The 22,012-nt window shown below is 62.1% G+C and carries 12 protein-coding genes and 1 pseudogene; 10 read left to right on the forward strand and 3 right to left on the reverse strand.

All coding sequences use genetic code 11. The annotated features are described in order from the left end of the window. Positions 1-86: 86 nt before the first annotated feature. Positions 87-1,463, forward strand: a complete 1,377-nt coding sequence (locus AC1MFL_RS04890; RefSeq protein WP_479813723.1) for an FAD-binding oxidoreductase — start codon at positions 87-89, stop codon at positions 1,461-1,463. 36 nt (positions 1,464-1,499) lie between these two features. On the opposite strand, the pseudogene AC1MFL_RS04895 reads toward AC1MFL_RS04890, so the two are convergent. The 3 genes and pseudogenes from AC1MFL_RS04895 to AC1MFL_RS04905 all read right to left on the reverse strand — a co-directional run. Then, positions 1,500-1,798: pseudogene (locus AC1MFL_RS04895) on the reverse strand (alcohol dehydrogenase catalytic domain-containing protein); the annotation flags it as partial. Positions 1,799-2,776: 978 nt separating this feature from the next. After that, positions 2,777-3,835, reverse strand: a complete 1,059-nt coding sequence (locus tag AC1MFL_RS04900; RefSeq protein WP_479813724.1) for a hypothetical protein — start codon at positions 3,833-3,835, stop codon at positions 2,777-2,779. Then, positions 3,835-6,249, reverse strand: coding sequence for a DUF3696 domain-containing protein (locus tag AC1MFL_RS04905; protein WP_479813725.1), 2,415 nt, complete (start codon positions 6,247-6,249; stop codon positions 3,835-3,837). The genes AC1MFL_RS04900 and AC1MFL_RS04905 overlap by 1 nt, the downstream gene beginning before the upstream one ends. A gap of 910 nt (positions 6,250-7,159) precedes the next feature. Here AC1MFL_RS04905 and AC1MFL_RS04910 point away from each other — a divergent pair. The 9 genes from AC1MFL_RS04910 to AC1MFL_RS04950 all read left to right on the forward strand — a co-directional run bounded on the left by AC1MFL_RS04910 (position 7,160) and on the right by AC1MFL_RS04950 (position 21,863). Next, the gene (locus tag AC1MFL_RS04910; RefSeq protein WP_479813726.1) at positions 7,160-9,130 is read left to right on the forward strand and encodes a type I restriction-modification system subunit M; all 1,971 of its coding nucleotides are present in this window, start codon (positions 7,160-7,162) and stop codon (positions 9,128-9,130) included. Continuing rightward, positions 9,127-10,428 carry a restriction endonuclease subunit S gene (locus AC1MFL_RS04915; protein ID WP_479813727.1) on the forward strand — a complete coding sequence of 434 codons (1,302 nt, stop codon included), beginning with the start codon at positions 9,127-9,129 and terminating at the stop codon, positions 10,426-10,428. Before AC1MFL_RS04910 ends, AC1MFL_RS04915 begins: the two co-directional genes overlap by 4 nt. Before the next feature lie 2 nt (positions 10,429-10,430). After that, a complete protein-coding gene (locus AC1MFL_RS04920; RefSeq protein ID WP_479813728.1) occupies positions 10,431-11,366 on the forward strand; it encodes a restriction endonuclease in 936 nt (311 codons plus the stop codon). 10 nt (positions 11,367-11,376) lie between these two features. Then, on the forward strand, positions 11,377-14,454 hold the full coding sequence (locus AC1MFL_RS04925) for a type I restriction endonuclease subunit R (RefSeq protein ID WP_479813729.1): 3,078 nt from the start codon (positions 11,377-11,379) through the stop codon (positions 14,452-14,454). Further along, a complete protein-coding gene (locus AC1MFL_RS04930) occupies positions 14,451-14,990 on the forward strand; it encodes a hypothetical protein (protein WP_479813730.1) in 540 nt (179 codons plus the stop codon). Before AC1MFL_RS04925 ends, AC1MFL_RS04930 begins: the two co-directional genes overlap by 4 nt. An 81-nt stretch (positions 14,991-15,071) precedes the next feature. Then, positions 15,072-16,280 carry a DUF6361 family protein gene (locus AC1MFL_RS04935; protein WP_479813731.1) on the forward strand — a complete coding sequence of 403 codons (1,209 nt, stop codon included), beginning with the start codon at positions 15,072-15,074 and terminating at the stop codon, positions 16,278-16,280. After that, the gene (locus AC1MFL_RS04940; protein ID WP_479813732.1) at positions 16,273-18,153 is read left to right on the forward strand and encodes a phospholipase D family protein; all 1,881 of its coding nucleotides are present in this window, start codon (positions 16,273-16,275) and stop codon (positions 18,151-18,153) included. The genes AC1MFL_RS04935 and AC1MFL_RS04940 overlap by 8 nt, the downstream gene beginning before the upstream one ends. Further along, positions 18,143-21,295: a DEAD/DEAH box helicase gene (locus tag AC1MFL_RS04945; protein WP_479813733.1), complete on the forward strand. Its 3,153-nt coding sequence runs from the start codon at positions 18,143-18,145 to the stop codon at positions 21,293-21,295. The genes AC1MFL_RS04940 and AC1MFL_RS04945 overlap by 11 nt, the downstream gene beginning before the upstream one ends. Continuing rightward, positions 21,258-21,863: a hypothetical protein gene (locus AC1MFL_RS04950; RefSeq protein WP_479813734.1), complete on the forward strand. Its 606-nt coding sequence runs from the start codon at positions 21,258-21,260 to the stop codon at positions 21,861-21,863. Before AC1MFL_RS04945 ends, AC1MFL_RS04950 begins: the two co-directional genes overlap by 38 nt. Positions 21,864-22,012: the final 149 nt, after the last annotated feature.

Here is a 22,012-nt window from a genome sequence, read left to right on the forward strand (position 1 = left end):
GGCTGCCAAACCAATTACCCGGCACGACCCCAGTGGCCGTGCCCAGTTGCCTGGGCATGCCCGGCCCGGGTGAATCGGAGTACACGGTGGACAACAGCTCTTTCCAGGCCCTCCAGGAGAAAGTGCGGGGCCAGGTCGTCACGAGCGATCAGGCGGACTACGACACCGCGCGTGCCGTCTTCAACGGAATGATCGACAAACGCCCCGCAGCCATTCTGCGCGTGTCGCAAGTCGCGGACGTCATTGCAGGCGTGAACTTCGCGCGGGACACCGGCCTGGACCTGGCGCTGCGCGGCGGCGGCCACAGCGCGCCCGGGTTCGGGACCTGCGACGGCGGCCTCGTCATCGACTTCACAGACTGCCGGGGCGTGCGCGTGGATCCTGCCAATGCAACCGCACGGGCCGAAGCCGGAGTGACATGGGCGGACTTCAACCACGCCACGAGCGCATTCGGCCTTGCCACCACCGGAGGCATCATTGGATCAACGGGCGTTGCTGGACTAACTCTCGGCGGAGGCATCGGCTACCTCGCCCGCAAGTATGGGCTCTCGTGCGACAACCTGAAATCCGCGGACGTAGTGACAGCCGACGGGAAATTTCTGGTCGCCAGTGACACGCAAAACGAGGACCTCTTCTGGGCGCTGCGCGGCGGGACCGGCAACTTCGGCGTCGTGACTTCCTTTGAGTTCAACCTTCACCCCGTGGATATTCTCTACGGCGGAGTGATCATCTACCTTCTAGAGCACGCCGACGCGGTGGCACGGCTCTACCGGGATTACATCGCCACCGCACCGGAGGAAATGGGAGTGTTCCTGGGCTTCCACCAGGGACCGCCTGTCCCCTTCCTGCCTGAGGAATATCACGGGAAACCCGTGGTGGTGCTGGTGGGCGGCTGGGCGGGCCCCCACGACGAAGGGGAGCGTCAATGGCAGCCTTTCCTTGACGTTGCGCCCGTCGCCGGATCCTTCCTGGGTCCCCTTCCCTACACGGTGCTAAATACACTCTTCGACCCCATGTATCCCAAGGGCCTGCAGGCCTACTGGAAGTCCGCATTCCTGCCCCGCCTGACCGACGACGTCGTCCGTGTCGCTGAGAAATTCGGCGAGGCCATTCCGAGCGTCCAGACGGCCAACCACTTCTATCCAATAAACGGTGCCGTCCAGCGGGTCGGGCGGGACGAGACCGCGTTCCCGAACCGCGACGCCGACTTCGCAGTGGACATTGCCTGCCATTGGGAGGATCCGGCCGACAATGAGGCCAATAGGAAGTGGGTGCGCGACTACTATGCCGAGCTCCACCCCCTCGGATCCGGTGCGGGCTACGTGAACTTCCTCGACGCCGACGACCAGTCACACATCGAGGACACCTACGCGGGGAACTACGCCCGCCTCGCCAAAGTCAAGGCCAAGTACGATCCCGGCAACCTCTTCCACATCAACCAAAACATCAAGCCGGCAGGCTGACACTTCGAACAACCTGGCGAGGGCATGCTCCCGAGCCAGGGGAATATCGCCGATGGGGTGGACCCGCCGCTGGTCCACCACTAACTTTTCGCTGAGCCCGCCACCGGAGAGCCCGATGAAGCCCATCTGCCAGCACCGGTGGTAGCTGCCCGCCGTGCACATATCGCAGTCGCCGTCCACTAAATACCGTTCGACGACTAGTCGCCCACCGCGAGCTCCTCCACGCCGTCACCGAGTTCGGACACGGTCCCGGAGAATTCATGCCCTAGAGTCACCGGTGATTCCTCGCCGGAGAGCGGGTGGGGGTGCCCGTATGCAGGGCAGAAGGTAGGGCCTCCCCCGCGACGCCGTCAACGGCCTGTTCCGCGGCTATGCGTAGCGGATCGCGGCGCCGGTGCAGCTGGGCAGGGAGTTTACCCGGATCGCAGGGCGGGCCGCCATGTCAGCGTGGAGATGGCCGGCGGGCGCTTCGCGGCAAAGAGCGTGGTTCTGGCGAACGGTCCTTTCCAGCTCCCGCGTCCCTCCGCGTCCGCCCACTCCCCGGGCATGTGCACCAGCTCCACAGCCACGACTAACGCAACCCGCAGCAGCTGCCCGACGGTGCCGTGCTGGTTTGGCGCCGGACAGTCCGGCGCCCAGATAACCGAGGACCTGCTGGCCGCCGCCCGTGAGGTTGATTTGTCCATTTCCGTATGCCCTGGGGTACCTGCAGGGAACCGCGTCCAAGACACCTTCTACTGGATCGTGCAGATCAACCTGCGCGGCCCGAGTACGGCGTCAACGGACTCCAGCTGGAGCAGCTCCCCTCCCCTGTGCAATCTGCTGGTTCCGGCAACGACGGCGGCCACAGCATCCATCTGCGGGAATTGGGCCGCCGCGGCGTGCGGCTGCACGGCCACTTCGAGGGAACGGACGACGGCGTGCTCGCCTTCAGCTACGACCTCCCCGGACGCCTGGCGATGGTAGAGGCCGGGTTCGGCCAGCGCCTGAAGCTGATGCGGACGTGTACATCGAGGCGGCCGGCATGGACGCACCGCCGCCGACCTGCCCTAAGACGATCCCCTGATTCCCGGGGAGTCCAGCAAGCGGCTGAACCTGGACGCGGCGAACGTCACGTCCGTCATCTGGGCCACCGACTACGGCCTGGACTTCAGCGGTGTGGGACGAGTGGACCTACCCCGGCGCACTCCCGCGCCATCACGGAGGTTGCCGGCTATACGCGGTCGGGCTGCCGTGGCTGACCCGGCAGTATCAAGCACCCCCGTGGCCGGACTGCGACCGCGTCGTTTTGCGCGAAGCTCGTGAGGAGTGGACTAGGAGACGACAACCGATCTAGACGACGGTGCGGCCTCTAGCCATCTTGCGGCGTCCTTGTAAACGTTGAGTTCGCTAGGCATGTAGCCGTAGGACCACTTCATTCCCTCGCGCTTTCTGACAGTGGGTTCACAGAGCATGTCGACCCCCGCGTTGATGTCGATGGCGGCAATGTCCCCAAATCTAATGTGCCTATCGTGAGGTCGCTCACCACGAGGCTCGGCCAGGACGACTTCCAATCTCTCGATTCTTTTTGTCGCTGTCCGTGTCCAGACGTCCCGAACCATAGCCGCAGTCTGTTCCGCGGACCATCGGGTCTTTTTCCCCCGATTGTCTGGGCGACGGCGTTGGCCAATGATTTTGACGCTGGCCCCCGGCATAAGAGCGGCATCCAGTCGTTCAAGGAGCCAGCAGACGTGCTCGGGCTCGTCGCGACGATAATTGTCATCGGCGTCATCCCACATTCGCTCGAAGACGTAACGATCAGTGATGACTATGCTGCGTGTGCACTCCGCAAGTGGCGCCAGGACGGCCGACCAGAACTCTTCCCGGGCCGCACCATACGTGTGCCTTCCTCGACGCTCCCTGTCTTCCAAGGAACGAATGATTCTCCCTTCAGAGAGCGTGATGGGAGTGGCCACCTCCAAAGCAGTGCCCTCTAGGACGCCCGATTCCTGTTCATCGAGCTTCATGTCGGGCGAGAGCTCCTCGCACACAACGACAATTTTCGCTTTATGCTTCCATTCCCCGTAGAGGTCTTGAAGGGACGTGAGCGAGGCTAACTGGGACGCCACAGGAGGATTGCTTACTCTTAGCCGCGACTTCGTCGCGAATTCAGCAATGACAGCATTCCAGACTTGTCGGCTCACCGTCGGTATGCCCTCCCCGGCTCGAATCGAACGGCTGAACGCACTTTTCTCGCCCTCGCTCCCGAAGACAAGCACCGCATGTTTCATGAGCAACTCGGTGAATTCTCGATGGTTCTTCCTCTGATGCGACGCCGGCCCCTGGGAGAGATCCCCGATGGCCTGCGCGGACAAGGCAATCGTCGCGAGCATCAGTATTCCTCCCCGAAGATCTCGTCGAGCCGTTCGTCAAAAAACCCTTCAGGCCACTCATCCAAGAACTCGCCCTCCTCGCTTAGGCGAATACGCGACACGTTCGCGCAGCCGGACTCGTCCTGATCGACGTAGAGCACGGCAACGTCCTCCGGTGAGAGCGCTCCCTCCCGAATGCGGCGCTGGACTCGCAGCATGAGATGTTCACTGTGAGTCTCGACTATTAGCTGATTACCTTGGCCCGCGACGGAGGACGACGCGATCAACAGATCAGCCAGCCGTGCTTGGAGGCGCGGATGGAGATGAGTCTCAGGCTGCTCGATGCATACGATGGAGTCGGTCTCTGCCAGTAGCTTGACTATGATCGGGAGCATCTGGCTGACGCCGTAGCCAACGTCAGCAGGCGTGACTTGCACGCCTGAGCGCTTATCCGAGAGCGCCATTACCACGAGGTCGCCAACCAAGGAGGCGACGCCGGCCTGTGCCTCGACAGGTAGCATCTGGAGGTCGTATGGGACTTCCAGATGCGTGAGCCACTCGTTGACACCGTCGACCACGACGCTGTTGTTGTAGAGAAGCATCGCAGTCTCGTATCCGTCTCCGGGTCGATCGCCACTTGAGGCTCGGTCATAGTATCGCTTTGGGGCCGAGCGGAGCGGACCGAGATACGTAATTCCGGCCAGCAGGGCTCGTACTTCGTATCCGATTCCGGCTACAAGTCGCGCAAGCCGATTTGTATACGAAGTATCGGTTGAGCGCTGGCGCTCTGGATAAGTGTTTCGAAAGGCTTTGGTGTACTCCACCTCGTGTGACGGCAACAGTCCTTGGGCGATGATCGTGAGATCATGCTCTCCAACCTTCCGGAAGTCCTTGACGGCCGACCGGACGCGATTTTCGCGAGACTGGAGATTGCGCTTCTTTTTTTCGGGATCGACTTCGGTCAAGAAGCGAGACTCAAAAGGAAATAACACATGCCCTCCGGCGATTCCCTTCATCACCGGCTCCGCTAGCTCCATCGGTATCCGGAATCGGCCATCAGAGGAGCCTTTCAGCGGTAGTTGGTAAGCGTCCCAGGAGATTCTTAGATGGCTGATGGCGCCATTAGTGGAAGTCTCGGAAGCGCTGCCTGAGAAGGTGAAGCGGATGTCGCGAAGCGCCGCTGGATCAGCTGTGCCTTCATCCGGAATCCACGAAGGCAACGAACCGTACTGTAGACCGAACTCAATGTCTTCGTTTCGGTGTCCGCTTGAGACTCCTTGGAAGTTGCCGACATCGGCCCAGTCACCCTGAGTGACCAGATGGTCGCGGTCGACGGACTGTTTCATAAGAAGGAGCGATTGGATGATGGACGATTTGCCGGCTGAGTTTGCACCGTACACAAGCGTTAGAGGGGCGAGGTCGACACTCGTCGGCTTAGAGAACGCCTTGTAGCCACTGATGTCGAGCCGAGAAATCATGCGTTTGGGTGGTTCTGGAAGGCTAACTTCCTCATCGGGCACGTCGTCGAGATAAAGACTCGGCATCATGCCTTTACGCTCGAGGTCGAATTGGTCTACGCGTAGCGACTTTGCCAGATATCCGGGGGCGTCGACCTTGCCTTTGATCCGCCAGACTTCCAGCAAGTTGGCCAATGCGCCCACTGCAACATCGTTCAGCGTGGTGCCCCCTCGCTCACGTTCAACGAGTGTTGAGGCATCGATGAGCAGTACATCCGAGGAACACGTCGACTCTTCAGGTTTTCGGAGGATCCACAGAGCAGTCGGGACGGCGGCACCTATGGCCATGCCTCCCTGCGGAAAGTCAATCACCGCCTCGACCGCACCGAGATCGAGCAATCTCCTATGACTATCTTCTTGTCCTCTAACGGGGCTGGCAGCACTTCGCGGAAGGAAGACCGCGGCTCTGCCCTCCGGTGCCATCAGATAGTGAGCCAACTCGACCCATGCGAAGTCCGTGCGTAGCGACGGGACGGGCAGGTGGCCGAGGAGTTGGGCTCGTTTCGCAACTGTCTCCGAGTCGTTCAGCACGTTCCACGGGGGCTGAATGAGAACGCCACCATAGCGCCCCCGATGCCCATGCGCCCGTTCGAAGGCGTCGCCCTCGGAGAGTTCAGCAGCCCCTCCGATCATGATCAGGCGCATCTCAGCAACGGTAAGTGTGTACTCATTGATGTCGAACCCAGTGAGCTCCGCCCCTCGGTTTAGCAGATGAGCAGCCCGAAGCGTCGTGCCGTACCCACTCGCCGGATCGATGTACGAATCCTGCGGGCCGACGATCGCAGCGCTGAGACGCACGATGGAATCAGGGCCCATGTATTCGCCCTCGCCTCGTAGACCTTTCGTCCGGTATAGCCCAAGAACGCCTTCAAAGGCTTCCTGGAGAACTTTGAAGTCGCGTTCTTTGTCGTCGGACAAGGCCCCGTCAACTGCCTTCCACATCGATAGGACTGCCTTCGAAAGGAGACCACCCGCTGAAAGGGAACGGGGAGGATGGCGAAGAACGTGTGCCAGCTCCGTGTCCATGACTTTGAGAATGGCACTAGGATCTCGGCCCACGTCACTAGCGAAATCGTGGCCATTCATGTGTAGCCGCAGATGCGCCCGCAGAAATATGACCTGCATAGCGAGGTTGATTCCTTGGTCTATAGGGAGCGGCCCCCGCGTGATGTCCAGTAGCTTGGCCACGAGGGCGTCGGAAGCGGACCGGATGTCATATGAGCGACCCTCGAGCATGGGCAGTCCTTTCTTCGTATGTCACGTGCACGTTGAGTCTACGTAGGCGACGAGCAGAGTTTTGCTATTCATGGTTTTCTGACTCTCCGGCGCTCGCTGTGATGTTGAATCTCGGTGGAAAGCACGAACGGTGCCGGAAAAAATAATGCCTCCGGGGATGTGCGCCAGCTCCACGCCTTACGCAGCCGACGATGGCCGAGTTCACGATGTTCGGCTACGTCCGCAAGCGATCTTTCCGGGGGGAACCAAACGTGCATTCGGGCACTGCCGCTTTCGCACTTTCGGAAGCATGTGACGGCGTTGTCGTCGGCGGGTCTTGCGTGCGACCGCTGCATCCGGCAGCGCACGGACGCCCGGCTCAGCTGGGCCAGGCCACAACTGGGGCGAGCGGGGAGGATCAACCTTTCGCACACAGATTCGAGTCGCCAGCGACGCACCTACCTCGACGCCTCGAATGAAATGTCTCATGTCCCCCATACAATGCATAGCAAGTACGTGCGTGATCGATAAACGCTGCACGGCAACGGGGGTCGCCGGTATCGGCAAGGCATCGACTCGCACCCCACTGCCCGCAGCGAGGGAAGTGGGAGCAGTGGCCGGCAACAACAATGCCAACCTAGTGTGGAGCATCGCGAATATCCTGCGGGGCACCTACAAACCGGCGCAGTACGGCTCGGTGATTCTCCCGTTCACCATCCTCCGCCGCCTAGACTGCGTCCTCGAAAAGACCAAGGACGCCGTCCTGCAGGAAGCAGAAGCCAAGAAGGCCCTGAACATCCCGCTGGACACCTTCCTGCAGAAGGCCTCCGGCCACAGCTTCTTCAACACCTCGAAGTTCAACTTCGCCAAACTTCTGGATGACCCCACCAACATCAAGGCGAACATCCTCAACTACGTCCAGGGCTTTTCGGAGAACACCCGGGACATTTTCGAACGCTTCGAGTTCTACAAGACGCTCGAGAAACTGGACAGCTCGGACCTGCTCTACCACGTCACCAAGGACTTCGCCGCGATCGACCTCCACCCGGAGACCATCAGCAACATCGAGATGGGCCTCATGTTCGAGGAGCTAATCCGCCGCTTCGCTGAAGCCTCCAACGAGACCGCCGGCGAGCACTTCACCCCGCGCGAGGTCATCCAGCTCATGGTCCAGCTCCTGCTGAACTACGACGACGACGTCCTCACCAAAGAGGGCATCGTCCGGTCCATCTACGACCCCACCGCAGGCACCGGCGGCATGCTCACCGTCGCCCAGGAACACCTCCACTCCCTGAACCCGACCGCCTCCCTCGTGGCGTACGGCCAGGAAATCAACGACGAGTCCTACGCCATCTGCAAGTCGGATCTGCTGATCAAGGGCCAGGACATCTCCAAGATCTCTGTAGGCGATACTCTCGCCAATGACCAGAACATCGGTCAGCAGTTTGACTTCATGCTCTCCAACCCGCCCTTCGGCGTGGAGTGGAAGAAGATCCAGCCGCAGATCCAGAAGGAGCACGAACTCCACGGCTTCGAAGGCCGCTTCGGCCCGGGCCTGCCCCGCGTGAGCGACGGCTCGCTGCTGTTTCTGTTGCACCTGGTCCGCAAGATGCGCCCGGCGCACGACGGCGGCTCCCGCATCGGTATCGTCCTGAACGGCTCGCCGCTGTTCACCGGAGGCGCCGGCTCCGGGGAGTCCGAGATCCGAAAATACTTGATCGAGAACGACTTGGTGGAAGCCATCATCGCCCTCCCTACCGACATGTTCTACAACACCGGCATCGCCACCTACGTCTGGGTCCTCTCCAACAGCAAGAAACAGAAACACCCGGAACGCGTTGGAAAGATCCAACTCATCAACGGCGTCGATTTCTTCCAGAAGATGCGCAAGAGCCTCGGCTCCAAGCGCAAGGAACTCGGCCCAAAGGACATCGCCAGCATCGTCCAGCTCTACGGCGCCTTTGAGGACGACGGCGAGACCTCCAAGATCTTTGCCGTTCAGGACTTTGGCTACTCCACCATCACTGTGGAGCGCCCGCTCAGGCTCAACTTCGCCTGCACGCCGGAGCGGATCGACGCCGTTCTGGCGCAGAAGCCGGTCGAAAAACTGTCCGACGACGAACGGCAGCTTCTCGAGAAGACGCTCACCCGGCTCGGCGAAGACGAAACGAAGCTCTGGAAGAACCGCGAGGCTTTCCTCAAGGTCCTCAGACCGGTTCTCGCCAGCGCAGGCCTGAAGCCCGGCGCCCCAGTCCTGAAAGCGGTCGTGGCCGGTCTTTCCGAACGCGACGAGGAGGCTGCCATCTGCAAGGGGCCCAAGGGAACGCTGGAAGCCGACACCGACCTTCGCGACACCGAGAACGTACCCCTTGGTGAGGACATCCAGGGCTACTTCAAACGGGAAGTCCTCCCCCACGTCCCCGACGCCTGGATTGACGAGACCAAGACCAAGGTCGGCTACGAGATCCCGTTCACGCGCCACTTCTACAAGTACATTGCCCCGAGGTCCCTTGTTGAGATCGACAGCGACCTCAACAAGCTGATCTCCGAGATCACTACGCTGCTTGCCGAGGTGGAGCAGTGACCTGGTATGGCACGACCGATCTACCCGTGACAAGTTTCAAGCAGATGTTCGAAGTCACGTTAGGAAAGATGCTGCAGACCGAACAAACTGGGCCCTCTGACTCCATGACGCCCTACCTGAATTCTGCCGCAGTCCAAGACGGCTATGTCGAAGACTCCAATCTAAAATCTATGTGGGCCTCGGACACCGATCGTCGAAATCTGAGCCTGAGAGCCGACGACCTCGTCGTTTGTGAAGGTGGTGATGTCGGGCGCAGCGCTTTGGTGAAGGCTGCCAGCCTGGCAATTTTCCAAAACAGCGTGCATAGGGTTCGCCCTCGCCGAGGAAACGATATTCGGTTCGCCAAGTACACTCTCGATGCCCTCCGCAGCAGTTCCTATTTGGACGTTCTTTGCAACAAAGCGACGATTCGTCATTTCACGGCGGACAAGCTCGCGAACTTAGAAGTACCGCTCGCCAGCCCTAGCTATCAAAGCGCCGCATGTGACTACCTTGACCGCGAAACAGTGCAGATCGACGATCTGATCGGAAAACAGGAGCGGCTCGTCGAACTGCTCGCCGAGAAGCGCCAGGCCATCATCACCCATGCCGTCACCAAAGGCCTCGCGCCCGCTGCCCCCACCAAACCCTCCGGCATCCCGTGGCTGGGCGACATCCCCGCTCACTGGACGGCCAGCTTGTTGGGTACATGGCTGATCCAAAAAATCGAGGGTGGTTACAGCCCCACTGCGTCCAGCATCTTTCCTGAGGAAGAAGACTGGGGAGTCCTATCCCTAGGAGCAGTTGGCCGAGGCGAGTTCTTTCCCGGCAACGTCAAGGCAGTAGATCCTTCAGTGGACGTTCCTACGACTTTGGAAATCCACGATGGCGACCTTCTTCTCACGCGCTCAAATGTCCGGGAACGGGTCGGGTTTGCGGCGGTCGTCGAAGGTTCCCGCCCTCTAACTATTTTCCCTGACCTCGTCTACAGACTCGCGTTGAATTCTTCGGTAGATAAGCAGTACATGGCATGCTTCTTGTCGTCCACGCCCGCCCGCGCTCAGATCGAGAGTTCGGCGCGAGGCTCATCCGGAACTATGCCCAAGATCTCACACGATCAAATCAGAGCTTGGCGAATCCCGCTCCCACCGCTCGGCACTCAGCAGGAAATCGTTGGGTTCGTCCGTTCAGAATGCGCCAGGATAGACAAAGTTTCCTTAACGGCATCCAGTGCCATCCGGGTTCTCCGAGAACGTCGTTCCGCCCTCATTTCCGCTGCCGTCACCGGCAAAATAGACGTTCGAGAAGGAGCAGCATAGCCATGACGTTGCCTCAGTGGCATGGATTCATCGACCCCGTACTTCGAGAAATGTCGGACGGGCAAACCCGACGCAATGCTGAGATTCGCGAAGCGGTGGCGAAGCGTACCCGTCTTACGCATGAAGACCTGAGTGAGATCATGTCCTCGGGTGAGGCCCGGTGGTCGAACCGCGTCTATTGGGCTGTCTTTGACTCGATGAAGGCTGGGCTGCTTGTCAGAGAAGCTCGCGGTCAGTACAGGATCAGCGAGGAGGGGCTTCGTCGTGTTTCGGCCGCCTCGCTTATTACATATCAGACTCTCCTAGAGTACGAGTCGTACCGGCAATACAGCAAAAAGTCGAGCCGGCCCAAAGTTGGGCTCACGGTGGGTTCAGAGGTATCACAGTCTGCCGCGTCGTCCGTTGCGGATTCCGATCCGTCTGAGTCGTTGGAGGCGTCCGCGGATCAGCTGAATCAGGTTGTCATCGACGAGATCTACCGCAATCTGCTCGAACTCTCACCCGACGCCTTCGAGCGCCTCATTCCGTTTGTCGTGAGAGCGCTCGGCTACGGAACAGACCGAGAAGACAACCTGAAGCCCACGCAGCGCTCCGGGGACAAGGGCATCGACGGAATCGTATGGCAGGATGCGTTGGGCTTCGACCGGGTCTACCTCCAGGCCAAGCGTTATTCCGAGGGCAACAACGTCAGGGCCCCTGAGGTCCAGGCTTTCAGCGGAGCACTCGGACAGTTCCGCGCCACGAAGGGCATCTTCATCACCACCTCGACGTTTTCGACCGGAGCCCGTGCGGTTGCCAGCGACACCGCCCATTACACGCTGATATTGATCGATGGGGAGCGGCTGGCGTCGCTCATGTTTGAGTACGGCGTGGGCGTTCAAGTAGACCGGACAGTGGTCGTAAAGAAATTGGATCAGGACTTCTTCGACAGTTTCTAGGGGGAACAATATGGCTCAGCACAATGAAGTGACATTCGAGGATGAGATCTGCCAGGCCTTGGCAGCCCAGGGCTGGCTCTATGAGCCGAATCGGAGGGCCGGCGAGCTTTACGATGCCACCCGGGCCCTTGTTCCCGAGGATGTCTTCGCGTGGCTGGCGGACACCCAGCCTGAGCAGCTGGCGAAAGTCCTGAAGCCCAGGGACTCCCCCGCCGAGCACGAGGTCGCCAAGCGGCTGCTCCTGGACCGGCTGTGCAAGGTCCTGGACAAGCCGGTGGCCAAAGAAGCCGGGATGCTCTCGGTCCTGCGCACCGGGTTCAAGGACGTAGCCGCGAAGTTTGAGATGTGCCAGTTCAGGCCGGCCATGGGTTTGAACCCTGAGACGCTGGAGCGCTACGCCAAGGTTCGCCTCCGGGTGATACGGCAGGTCCACTACTCCACGGTCGACACAATGAAGAGCATCGATCTGGTGCTGTTCGTCAACGGGTTGCCGGTCGCGACCATCGAGCTCAAGACGGACTTCACGCAGAACGTCAATGACGCCGTCGAGCAGTACCGCAAGGACCGGCTCCCCAAGAATGGCAAGAACAAGGATGAGCCGCTGCTGTCCTTCGGGCGCCGTGCCCTGGTGCACTTCGCCGTCAGCAACGACGAAATCCGGATGACCACCGAGCTCAAGGGTAAGGACACCTACTTCTTGCCGTTCAACCTCGGTGACGACGGCCACGCCGGCAACCCGGTCAATCCCAAGGGTTCGGCCACAAGCTACCTCTGGGAGCAGGTCCTGCAGCGTGACTCATGGCTGAACATCATCGGCAAGTTCCTGCACCTGCAGATCAGCGACAAGACCAACCCGGTCACGGGCGAGCGTGAGGTGCGCAAGTCCCTGCTGTTTCCCCGCTATCACCAGTGGGACGTGGTCAACCAGCTCATCGAGACCGCACGGGCCGAGGGCCCAGGCCACCGTTATCTGGTCCAGCACTCCGCCGGATCGGGGAAGACCAATTCCATTGCCTGGACCGCGCACCAGCTCAGCTCCCTGCACGGAGCCGGCAACGAGAAGATCTTCGACTCCGTCATCGTGGTGACCGACCGGACTGTTCTGGATGCCCAGCTTCAGGACGCGATTTACCAGATCGAGCACAAGTCCGGCGTCGTGGTCCCCATCCGCGGCAGTGCCGGCTCCAAGTCCGCCGAACTCACCGCCGCGCTCGTGGCACGGACACCGATCATCATCGTCACCATCCAGACCTTCCCGTTCGCGCTGAAAGCCATCGCCGAATCCCAGGCACTAAAGGGCCGGAACTTCGCCATCATCGCCGACGAGGCCCACTCCTCCCAGACCGGCTCCACCGCGAACAAGCTCAAGAAGGTCCTCTCCGCGGAGGAACTGACGGACGTCAACGACGGCGGCGAATTCGACGTCGAAGCCTATCTGGCCGCCGAAATGGCCGAACGCGCCGATGCCAAGAACATCAGCTACTTCGCCTTCACCGCCACGCCCAAGGCCAAGACTCTGGAGCTGTTCGGCCGCAAGGGCCAGGACGGGCTGCCGCAGCCGTTCCACCTGTACTCCATGCAGCAGGCCATCGAGGAACGCTTCATCCTGGACGTGCTGCAGAACTACACCAGCTACAAGGTGGCCTACCGGCTCACCCACGAGGGCCGGGCCTACGACTCGGACGACGCACAGGTGGAGAAATCCGAGGCGCTGAAGTCGCTGATGAACTGGGTGAAACTGCACCCCTACAACATCAGCCAGAAGGTCCAGGTGATCGTGGAGCACTTCCGCGCCAACGTCGCCTGGCGCCTCGACGGCAAAGCCAAGGCCATGGTGGTCACCGGCTCCCGCAAGGAAGCCGTCCGGTACAAGCTCGCCATCGACAAGTACATCCACGACGCCGGCTACTCCGGACTTGGCACCATGGTCGCCTTCTCCGGCGAAGTGAACGACGACGAATCCGGCCCGGATGCCTTCACCGAGCTCAACATGAACCCCGGGCTCAAGGGCCGCACGTTGCCCGAGGCGTTCTCCACCGACGAGTACAAGATCATGCTGGTGGCCAACAAGTTCCAGACCGGCTTCGACCAGCCGCTGCTCGTCGCGATGTACGTGGACAAGAAGCTCTCCGGAGTCTCCGCCGTGCAGACCCTGTCCCGGCTCAACCGCATCGCAGTGGGTAAGGACCAGACCTTCGTGCTCGACTTCGTCAACGATCCCGATGAGATCCTGGAGTCCTTCCAGCCCTACTTCCGCGAAGCAGCGCTGGAAGGCGTCTCGGATCCGAACGTGGTCCACGATCTTCAGGCCAAGCTCGACGCCGCGCAGATCTACCTTGAGTCCGAGGTGGACGGACTGGTGAAGTCCTACGTCCTGGAGGGCGGCAACAACGCGCTCTCCGGCTGGGTGGCGCCGGCGAAGTCGCGGTTCAACACCCGGTACAACGCAGCCGTTGCTGAGGGCGACAAGGCAACCCAGGACGAGCTGGACCTGTTCCGCAAGGACGTCGGCTCCTTTGTCCGCGCCTACGACTTCCTCTCCCAGATCGTCGATTTCGCCGACACGGACCTGGAGAAGCGCTCGATCTACTACAAGCACCTCCTGCCGGTTCTCCGTGTCAACGACGCGAAGGTGGCGCTGGACCTCTCCGGTGTGGTGCTGGCCAAGTATGCGCTCAAGGACAAGGGTCAGGCCCAGCTGCAGCTCTCCGGCGAGGGCGAGTTGTTGAAGCCGTTGACGGAGCCGGGTACCGGTCAGGCCAAGGATCCTGTTCTCGCGACGTGGGAAGAGATCATCCAACAGGCCAACCTCCCGTTCGAGGGCGAGGAACTGGACGCGGTGGCACACTTCGTCGAGGGCGTGCGGCGGGAACTGGTGAAGAACGAAGATCTCCGAGACCAGGCGAAGGCGAACTCCCGCACCCAGTTCAACATCAGTCCTGCACTCCACGGAGCAGTCAGCAACGCCGTCATGAACTCAATGGAAAGCCACCGCAACCTTAGCCTCCAAGCATTGGGCGACAAGACGAAGATGCAGGCCTTGCTCAAGATGCTGAGCGAGCTGGTTTATGAGGACATGCAGTCATGAGCGGGTGGGAATGGGTGGAGATCGGTGCCCAACTCGCGACTATGGTGACCGCATTGGCAGTCTTCCTCGCTCTGCTGCAATTGACCCAAGGCCGCACGGCGAAGCATCGAGACTTCGAAAACCTCTATGTTCAGCGCTATTGGAACCTGATGGATCGTTTCGAAGGTAATCCCTGGACGGCCTCTTCCATCGACGACCTCGTGGACAGCGACAGGTCTCGTGTCTCGGCCTATCTTCAGCTCTGCGAGGATGAACTAGATCTGCGACGGAACGGCTTCATCTCCACGAAAACTTGGGGAATATGGGTAGACGGCATGAAGAGTCAGTGCGCCCGCGCGGCCTACAAAGAAGCCCTAAACGCCATGGAACAGGGCGAGCTGCCTGCGCTGCGGGACTTTATCGACAACGGAAACGAGGATCCGTTGTCGATGAACTGGTTCCGGAAATGGTGGACTGGCATTGGAAATGAAGGTCGAAAGCAAGCAACAAGGCGGCCGGTGGCTGCCGCGCAAGAATACGACGCTGCCCGCTCATAGATTCGTCGACGTAGCACTGACCGAAGAATCAACCATAATCCCTCCCGTCGGCCGGCCGATAGAAGCGAGCTCCTCACCAATATGACCTCCCTCATCTCCTGGCTCGACGCGTCCACCGAGGAAAACTCAAAAATGCGCGAGCTCGTGAAGCTCTTCGGCACACCGGAAACCACCGATGACCTCGGCATGGGGCAGCTCCGCGACGCCATCAGCAACAGCCTGTTCCCAGGCACTTCCGTGCTGCACCTGGGCGCACGCTACATGCTGCTCGTCCCGTGGGCCTATCAAACCGCCCACTGCAGTTCACGGAACCCGGATGACCTTCGGAAGCGGTCCGAGGAATCCGAGCGGCAGCTGATCGGCCGGCTCAAAGAAATCGGTGTGGAAAGCTACATCGGGCGCGACGCCGGCCGGAACGTGATGCAGCTTCCCTCGGCCGCCTATTGGACCGCGCTGCGGCGCTACGAGATCGTGAACCCCGAAACAGACCGCTCCGCCGTCGCCCAGCTCATGTGCGCAGACGTCCCTTCCCCTGAAGAAGGTGAGACCAGCTACTCCGTCTGGAACCAGACTCTGCCGAAGCCACCCAAAGGCTTCCCCCAGACGGAGAACCGGGGTCTCATGCTGTCACACGATGAGGCGCGTTGGCTCCAGGAACGCATCCTGACCACCTGCTCCGGCACCATGCTGGCCCACGTCGTCGGCTCCGAGGTCAGCCCTACCTCCGGGCTTTGGGCGCCCTGGCTGGACCCGGCGTGCCGAAGCGCGGACGGTGACCCCGCACAGTGGCTTAAGGACGCCGAGGCGTTCTCCTTCATCCACAACGGCGCCACCATCCTCTACCAGCATCTGGTCGCCGAGCTCTCAGCAGGCGTCTTCTCCGCCGGCGAGGACACCCTGCAACCCACACAGGAACTCCTCGAAGCGTGGGAGGACCAGAGGGACAGCAAGCGCGAGCTCCTCGCCGGATGGGACGTCGACGACTACCTCGACCGCGCCAAAAGACTGAACCGCGGCATCAACAGCAACACCGCCGGCTTCGCGCGCGCTATGGCCGAGGCGGCCATGAGCCCCGGCAAACTGATCGACAACCAAGACTTCCGTGCCGCCGTCGAAACCCGAGAGAAGCTGATGAAGAAGTCCAACTCGCGGTTCCGCAACGAACGCCGACTCCGTGTCTGGCAGCCGCCCGTCCGGGTGGGAGCCCTGACCTTCCGCTGGACGCAAGTGCGCCGGAACGTCCTGGACATCCACGCAGGGCTCGCACTGGAAGGGCAGTCGAATGCTTGAGGCAGCAAACCGGCAGGCACTCACCCAGCAGCTGCGCCCGCCGGCAGGATTCCGGCTCTCCCACGCCGTGGGCACCACGTTCACCCTGGACATGACAAGCGCTCTGTCGGTTCCGCTGAGCTTCGTGGCGGGCTCCGGAGAAGAATTCACCAATCCGGTGGCGGTGCTCAGCGCCCTGCGCAAAGTCTCCGACCGAGTGGACATCTTCTGCCAGGCCGGCCACATCAAGGCGCCCGCGGATGCCTCGGACCTGCTCGCGCTACTGGAGCCGATGGTCCACCAGGTCAGCGTCAGGCGCGGACTGTTCCACCCCAAAATCTGGCTCCTCGAATTCGAGAACGACACCGAGCGCCGCTACCGCTTCCTGTGCAGCAGCCGCAACCTCACCACCGACGCCAGCTGGGACCTCCTCGTCCGGCTGGATGGCGAACCCGTGCAGGACGGCGAGGTTACGGGCCCGGACAGCGGGCCCCTGGCGCGCTTCATCGCCGGGCTTCCAGACCTCTGCACGGTAACGCCCGACGCCGGGCGGCTCGCCAGGGTGCGCAGTCTCGCCTCCCGCCTGGCATCCGTCCGCTGGGAGTTGCCGGAGGACATCCACCGTCTGGCGTTTCGGCCGATGGGCGTGGGCCAAGACTTCGAACAAGGCTCAATCGTGGCGCACCTCCGCGACCCGGAGAACTTCATCGCACTCAACAACAAAACCGGGAAGGACGCCTTCCTGGGCTACGATAAACTGGTCATCTCGCCCTTCCTTGATGACAAACTCATCGGCCGGCTGCAGGACACGTGGACGCGGAACCTCTACGTCTATTCGCGCGACGACCAGGTGGACCTCCTCAACGAGACGACGGTGGCCGATACCCACACGTCGTTCAAAGCCTTTGACGAGCTCGGCATCCCCGAATCGTCAGAGTCAGGGCAGAGCGATGTGGACGAGTCCGGGGTCCAGCGGGTCGCCGATGATCTGACCGGCCTGCATGCGAAGGCGTACTTCTGCGACTACGACCACTTCACCTACGCGCTCCTGGGCTCCGCCAACGCCACCGAGGCAGGCTTCACCAAAAACGTGGAGTTCATGCTGGAAATGCGGGGAGCCAAAAAACGCCTGGGTGTGCAGCGCATCCGAGAAAGCCTGAAGGACGTGCCTTTCGCTGACTACCTAGGCACCGGCGGCGAAGCCCGCTCGGACGAGGACAAGGCTGCGTACGAGCTGGAGGACGCGCTGCGGGACGCTGCGGCGCAACGGTTCCTCCTCGACGCAGTCCCCGACGGCGACACCAAGAACACGTTCGCGGTGACCGTCTCCCATGTCTGGTCGCCGAAGCCCGAGTTCACCGCGAAGCTGCGTCTCCTTTCGCTCCCCCAGCCGAGCGCCGTCGTCGAGCCGTCCGGCGGTCAGCACGAACATGTCTTCCACGCCATACCGCTGGCTGACGTGACGCCGTACCTGGTGCTCACGCTGGAGGACCCGGCGGCCGGGCTGTCCAAGAGCACGGTCATCCAGGGCAGCCTGCGCACCGATCCTGCGGGAAGGCTGGAGGAGATAATCGCCCGCCAGCTGGACGACCCCCAGAAGCTTCGCCAATTCCTGCTGTTGTTCCTTACCCCGGAAGACTCCCTGCCTGGGTCGGGGACGGGCGCAGGATGGTTCGCCGGCGCAGGCTTCGGCGACGGCTCGACCTCGGGACTCTTCGAGGCGATGGTGGGCGCGATGGCGGGACCGGACGCCGCTTCAATATTCCCGGGTTTGAAGGTAGTGATGGACCGGCTGCTCGCCCTTCGCGGCGATGACCCGGAGATTCAGCAGCTGCACGCGCTCTGGACGGCAGCCACCGAAGCATTGGACATAGGGGAACTTCATGGGGTTTGATGCAACGCCCGCGCTGGACGGCCTGAGGGGCTTTCAGCGCCGGACCGTGGAACATGTCTTCAAGCGCCTCTACCTGGATGACCAGCCGGCGGACCGCTTCCTCGTCGCGGACGAGACCGGGCTGGGCAAGAGCATGGTGGCCCGCGGCGTCATTGCGAAAGCCATTGAGCTCCTTGACCGGCCCGACTCCGGGGTGAACCGCATCGACGTCGTCTACGTCTGCTCCAACGCTGACCTGGCCAAACAGAACCTCGGCCGGCTGAACGTCACCGGGCAAAAGGACATCATCGAGTCCGGCCGGCTGACCCTGCTGCCGACCGAGCTGGCCAAGCTGAATGCTCCGGCCGCGCCGGGGACCCGGAAACGGGTCAACTTCATCTCGTTGACTCCGGGCACGTCGTTCAACGTCGGCGGGGCCACCGGCCAGGCCAAGGAACGGGCTGTGCTCTTCCGCATCATCGCGCAGCTTGGTGTCATCAGCGAGGAACAGCACGACGACGCCGTGGAGCTTCTCCGGGCCGGCGCCTCCACACAGCGCTTCGCGCGCCGTGTCCAGTACATGCACGAGCAGTTCCCGGACGGCTTCGCCGTCGCCGTGCGGAACCGGTTCCGCACACTGGCCCACCAGAGCGGCAACCTGCCCGCTTTCCGCAAGGCGCTCCGTGAAGCACTGAGGGACGGGACGGAGGCTGTTCGGCCCCGCATGAGCGCCATCATCGGCGGGCTCCGGGGAGACCTGGCCCAAGCCGGCCTGGACTGCCTGGAACCTGACCTGATCATTCTGGACGAGTTCCAGCGCTTCCGCGACCTGCTCTACTCCCCCGGCACCGCGCCCGACGATGAGGATCCTGCGGCCGAGCTTGCGCGCCAGTTCCTGAACTACAAGGGCGCCAAACTGATCCTGCTCTCGGCCACACCGTACAAGGCACACACCGGAGCGAACGAAGCCGACGGCGACGACCACGCCGCAGACTTCCGGCAACTGCTGCGGTTCCTGAGCAGCGAACGGCCAGGGTACATGGAAGGCCTCGAAGCGGATCTGGACGGCCGCCGGACCCAGCTGCTGAAGCAGGTCCCAGACGATGCGCTGACGCACCGCATCGAGGACGGCCTGAAGCTCTTTATGAGCCGCACGGAGCGGCCCCAGCTCGGCAAAGACGACATGCTGGCCGTAATCGAGATGGCGCCCACGGATGTCCGGGCCGGGGACCTCACCAGCTACCGGTCCCTGTCCGCGTTGTTCCGGGCCACACGAACCGGCACCCCAATGGAGTACTGGAAATCCGTGCCGATGTTTGCGCACTTCCTCACCGACTACAAAGTCGGCAGGATGCTGGACGGCAGGATCCACTGCGACCGCGAGGCCGTTGACCCGGTGCTGCCGGCTCTGGCGACCATCGACCCCGAGGCCTATCGCAGCTACGGCGCCGTGGAGACCGACAATGCCAAATTCAGGGCCGTGCGCGAACACACCGTCGGCCAGGGTTGGTGGAAGCTGCTCTGGATGCCGCCGTCACTCCCGTACGTGGAGCCCTCCAGTGCTTTCGCCGAAGTGGGTCCCGACGTCACCAAGCAGCTGGTTTTCTCGGCGTGGAACGCTGCCCCGACGGCGATCACTACGATGCTCTCCTACGAGGCCGAGCGGCAGATCCTGGAAGGGTCACCGCTGCACGGTGAAAACACGGCCGAGGCCCGCAAGCGCTTCCGCGGCCGCCTCCGGTTCCGCGTCCGCGACGGGGAACCCCAGGCCATGTCCACACTGGCGCTCTTCATCCCCCATGCGGCTCTGGCACTGGCCGGTGACCCGCTGGAGACTGCCTCCCTGAGTGGTTCTTCGGTGCCCGGAGAAGCTGTGCGGGATGCCGCCGCGGTGACCGGTCAGGCCATGGTTGGCGGCGCCGCCGTCGACCCGGCCAGCCGCCTCGGTGTCTGGGCGTCCTACTTCTCGGTGCCTGGCGCTCTGCCGGCCCAGTGGAAGGGCGATGCGAAGCTGGCGGCGCGGGAGTTGCGGAAGCTGGACGAGTTCACCCAGCAGCAGGGCAAAGCCTCGGATAGCGGGGACGCCGAGCAGGAGGGTGGCTCCGAGGCCGGTCTCTATTTGACTCACGTTGACCGCATGCTGGAGGCATCCGCCGGTGAGCCGGCCGGCTGGGAGGAAGGCCTTGAAGACCTGGCCGTCAACTCCCCCGCCAACTGCCTTTACCGCGCACTGCGGCGGGTTGTTCCCGATGACTACGACGGTGCCGAGCTGTGGAAGGCCGCCGTGTTCTCTGCAAGCGGCCTGCGCACGCTGTTCAATCGCCTTGATGTCACCGAGCTGCTGGATAAGCTCTACCCCGAAGGTGACTACTGGCAGAAAGTCCTCCGCTATTGCGAAGCCGGGAACCTCCAGGCTGTGCTGGACGAGTACGTCTTCCAGCTCCGCAGCCAGCAGGCGCCCGGGGCGATCACCACCGAGCAGCTGTGGTCTCTGGCCGATGACATCCGGCGCTCCTTGTCCCTCAAGCCGGCGCAGATGCTCGCGAAGTATCCGGATGGTTCCCACGAGGACCTCCGGATGGGCGTCCGCTTCGCCGTCCGGTACAGCAACGCGAAGACGGACGACGGCGACAGCAACCGCATGCCCGACGTCCGCCGGGCCTTCAACAGCCCGTTCTGGCCGTTTGTTCTTGCCTCGACGTCTGTGGGTCAGGAAGGCATCGACTTCCATTGGTGGGCGCACTCGGTCATTCACTGGAACGTGCCCGGAAACCCGGTTGATTTCGAACAGCGGGAGGGCCGGGTTCACCGGTACCTTGGGCATGCTGTTCGGAAGAATGTCGCCGACGCCCACGGCGCAGAGGTGCTGAAGCCCGGTGTCACAGATCCGTGGGAGACGCTCTTCTCCGTTGCCGCAGCTGATGTTGCAGCCCACCCGGAAGATTCCAGTACGGAGTTTGCTCCACACTGGATCCATCGGGGAGACCACAAAATCCAGCGGAGGCTGCTGGACCACCCGTTGAGCCGGGACGTGCCACGGACCAAGCACATGCTGGCCGGCCTAGCAAAGTACCGGCTGACGCTCGGCCAGGCCCGGCAGGACGATCTGTTGGGGCTGATCAAGGATGGAGCGGAGATCAAGCCGCTGGATTTGCGGCCCTGAGACCAGGCCGGAGTTCAGCCGCTTCTCGATCAATGTCAGCTGGGGGCCGGTAGGCTCCGACCCCGGCCATCGTTCCCGTCTGCGGCTGGGCGTATCTCCGGGCCAGGTCAAGTCAAAGTTCAGGGACGCACGCCCCGCTACCCAGCAAAGCCAGGCCGGCGCGGTCACCGTCTGCAAACTCTATGATCCCGGTGTTTTCGGCATTCATCAGCTGCTTCGAATCATCGACGTGGTCAAGTCCAACGACATGACCCAATTCGTGCATTATTACCGCGCGAACCAGAAGGTGGCCGTCTGGCCGGTGCATGATCTCTTCGAGAGCTGGGGCATCCAGCGCCACTTGTCCAGTAACCAGGACCGAGGGACGCCCGGCGGCCTCGGCGTGCCCACTGCCACCAAACCCGGCAACTTTGCCTTCCAGGCGCGGGCTTTCGACAGGAGTGGACCACGCAATCAGGACCGGGGCCCACCGATTGCCGTAACGATCCTGCTGGTACGGCTTGCGCTCGTCGCTGGGGCCCTCGGAGGTCACTCCGTCGTTGACGAACTGCAGCCCCGTCGCGGCTGATACTTCTGCCACGGCCTGACGAATCAGCCGTTCCCCGCCGACTGGCGCATTGTCAGGTCTGACGACGTAGTGGACGGGTCGACAGGGGTCGTAGCCTACGAAAGGTTGTGCGGGATCCGGAGAGGGTTGCAGGACATAGGCGCCGGACG

This window comes from Arthrobacter sp. BG3 (genome assembly GCF_056680185.1).

Bases quoted from the DNA above. Each gene is read 5' to 3' on its own strand.
- AC1MFL_RS04900 (WP_479813724.1), bottom strand. From the start codon at position 3,835: ATGCTCGCGACGATTGCCTTGTCCGCGCAGGCCATCGGGGATCTCTCC.
- AC1MFL_RS04920 (WP_479813728.1), top strand. From the start codon at position 10,431: ATGACGTTGCCTCAGTGGCATGGATTCATCGACCCCGTACTTCGAGAA.
- AC1MFL_RS04925 (WP_479813729.1), top strand. From the start codon at position 11,377: ATGGCTCAGCACAATGAAGTGACATTCGAGGATGAGATCTGCCAGGCC.
- AC1MFL_RS04930 (WP_479813730.1), top strand. From the start codon at position 14,451: ATGAGCGGGTGGGAATGGGTGGAGATCGGTGCCCAACTCGCGACTATG.
- AC1MFL_RS04935 (WP_479813731.1), top strand. From the start codon at position 15,072: ATGACCTCCCTCATCTCCTGGCTCGACGCGTCCACCGAGGAAAACTCA.
- AC1MFL_RS04940 (WP_479813732.1), top strand. From the start codon at position 16,273: ATGCTTGAGGCAGCAAACCGGCAGGCACTCACCCAGCAGCTGCGCCCG.
- AC1MFL_RS04945 (WP_479813733.1), top strand. From the start codon at position 18,143: ATGGGGTTTGATGCAACGCCCGCGCTGGACGGCCTGAGGGGCTTTCAG.
- AC1MFL_RS04950 (WP_479813734.1), top strand. From the start codon at position 21,258: ATGGAGCGGAGATCAAGCCGCTGGATTTGCGGCCCTGAGACCAGGCCG.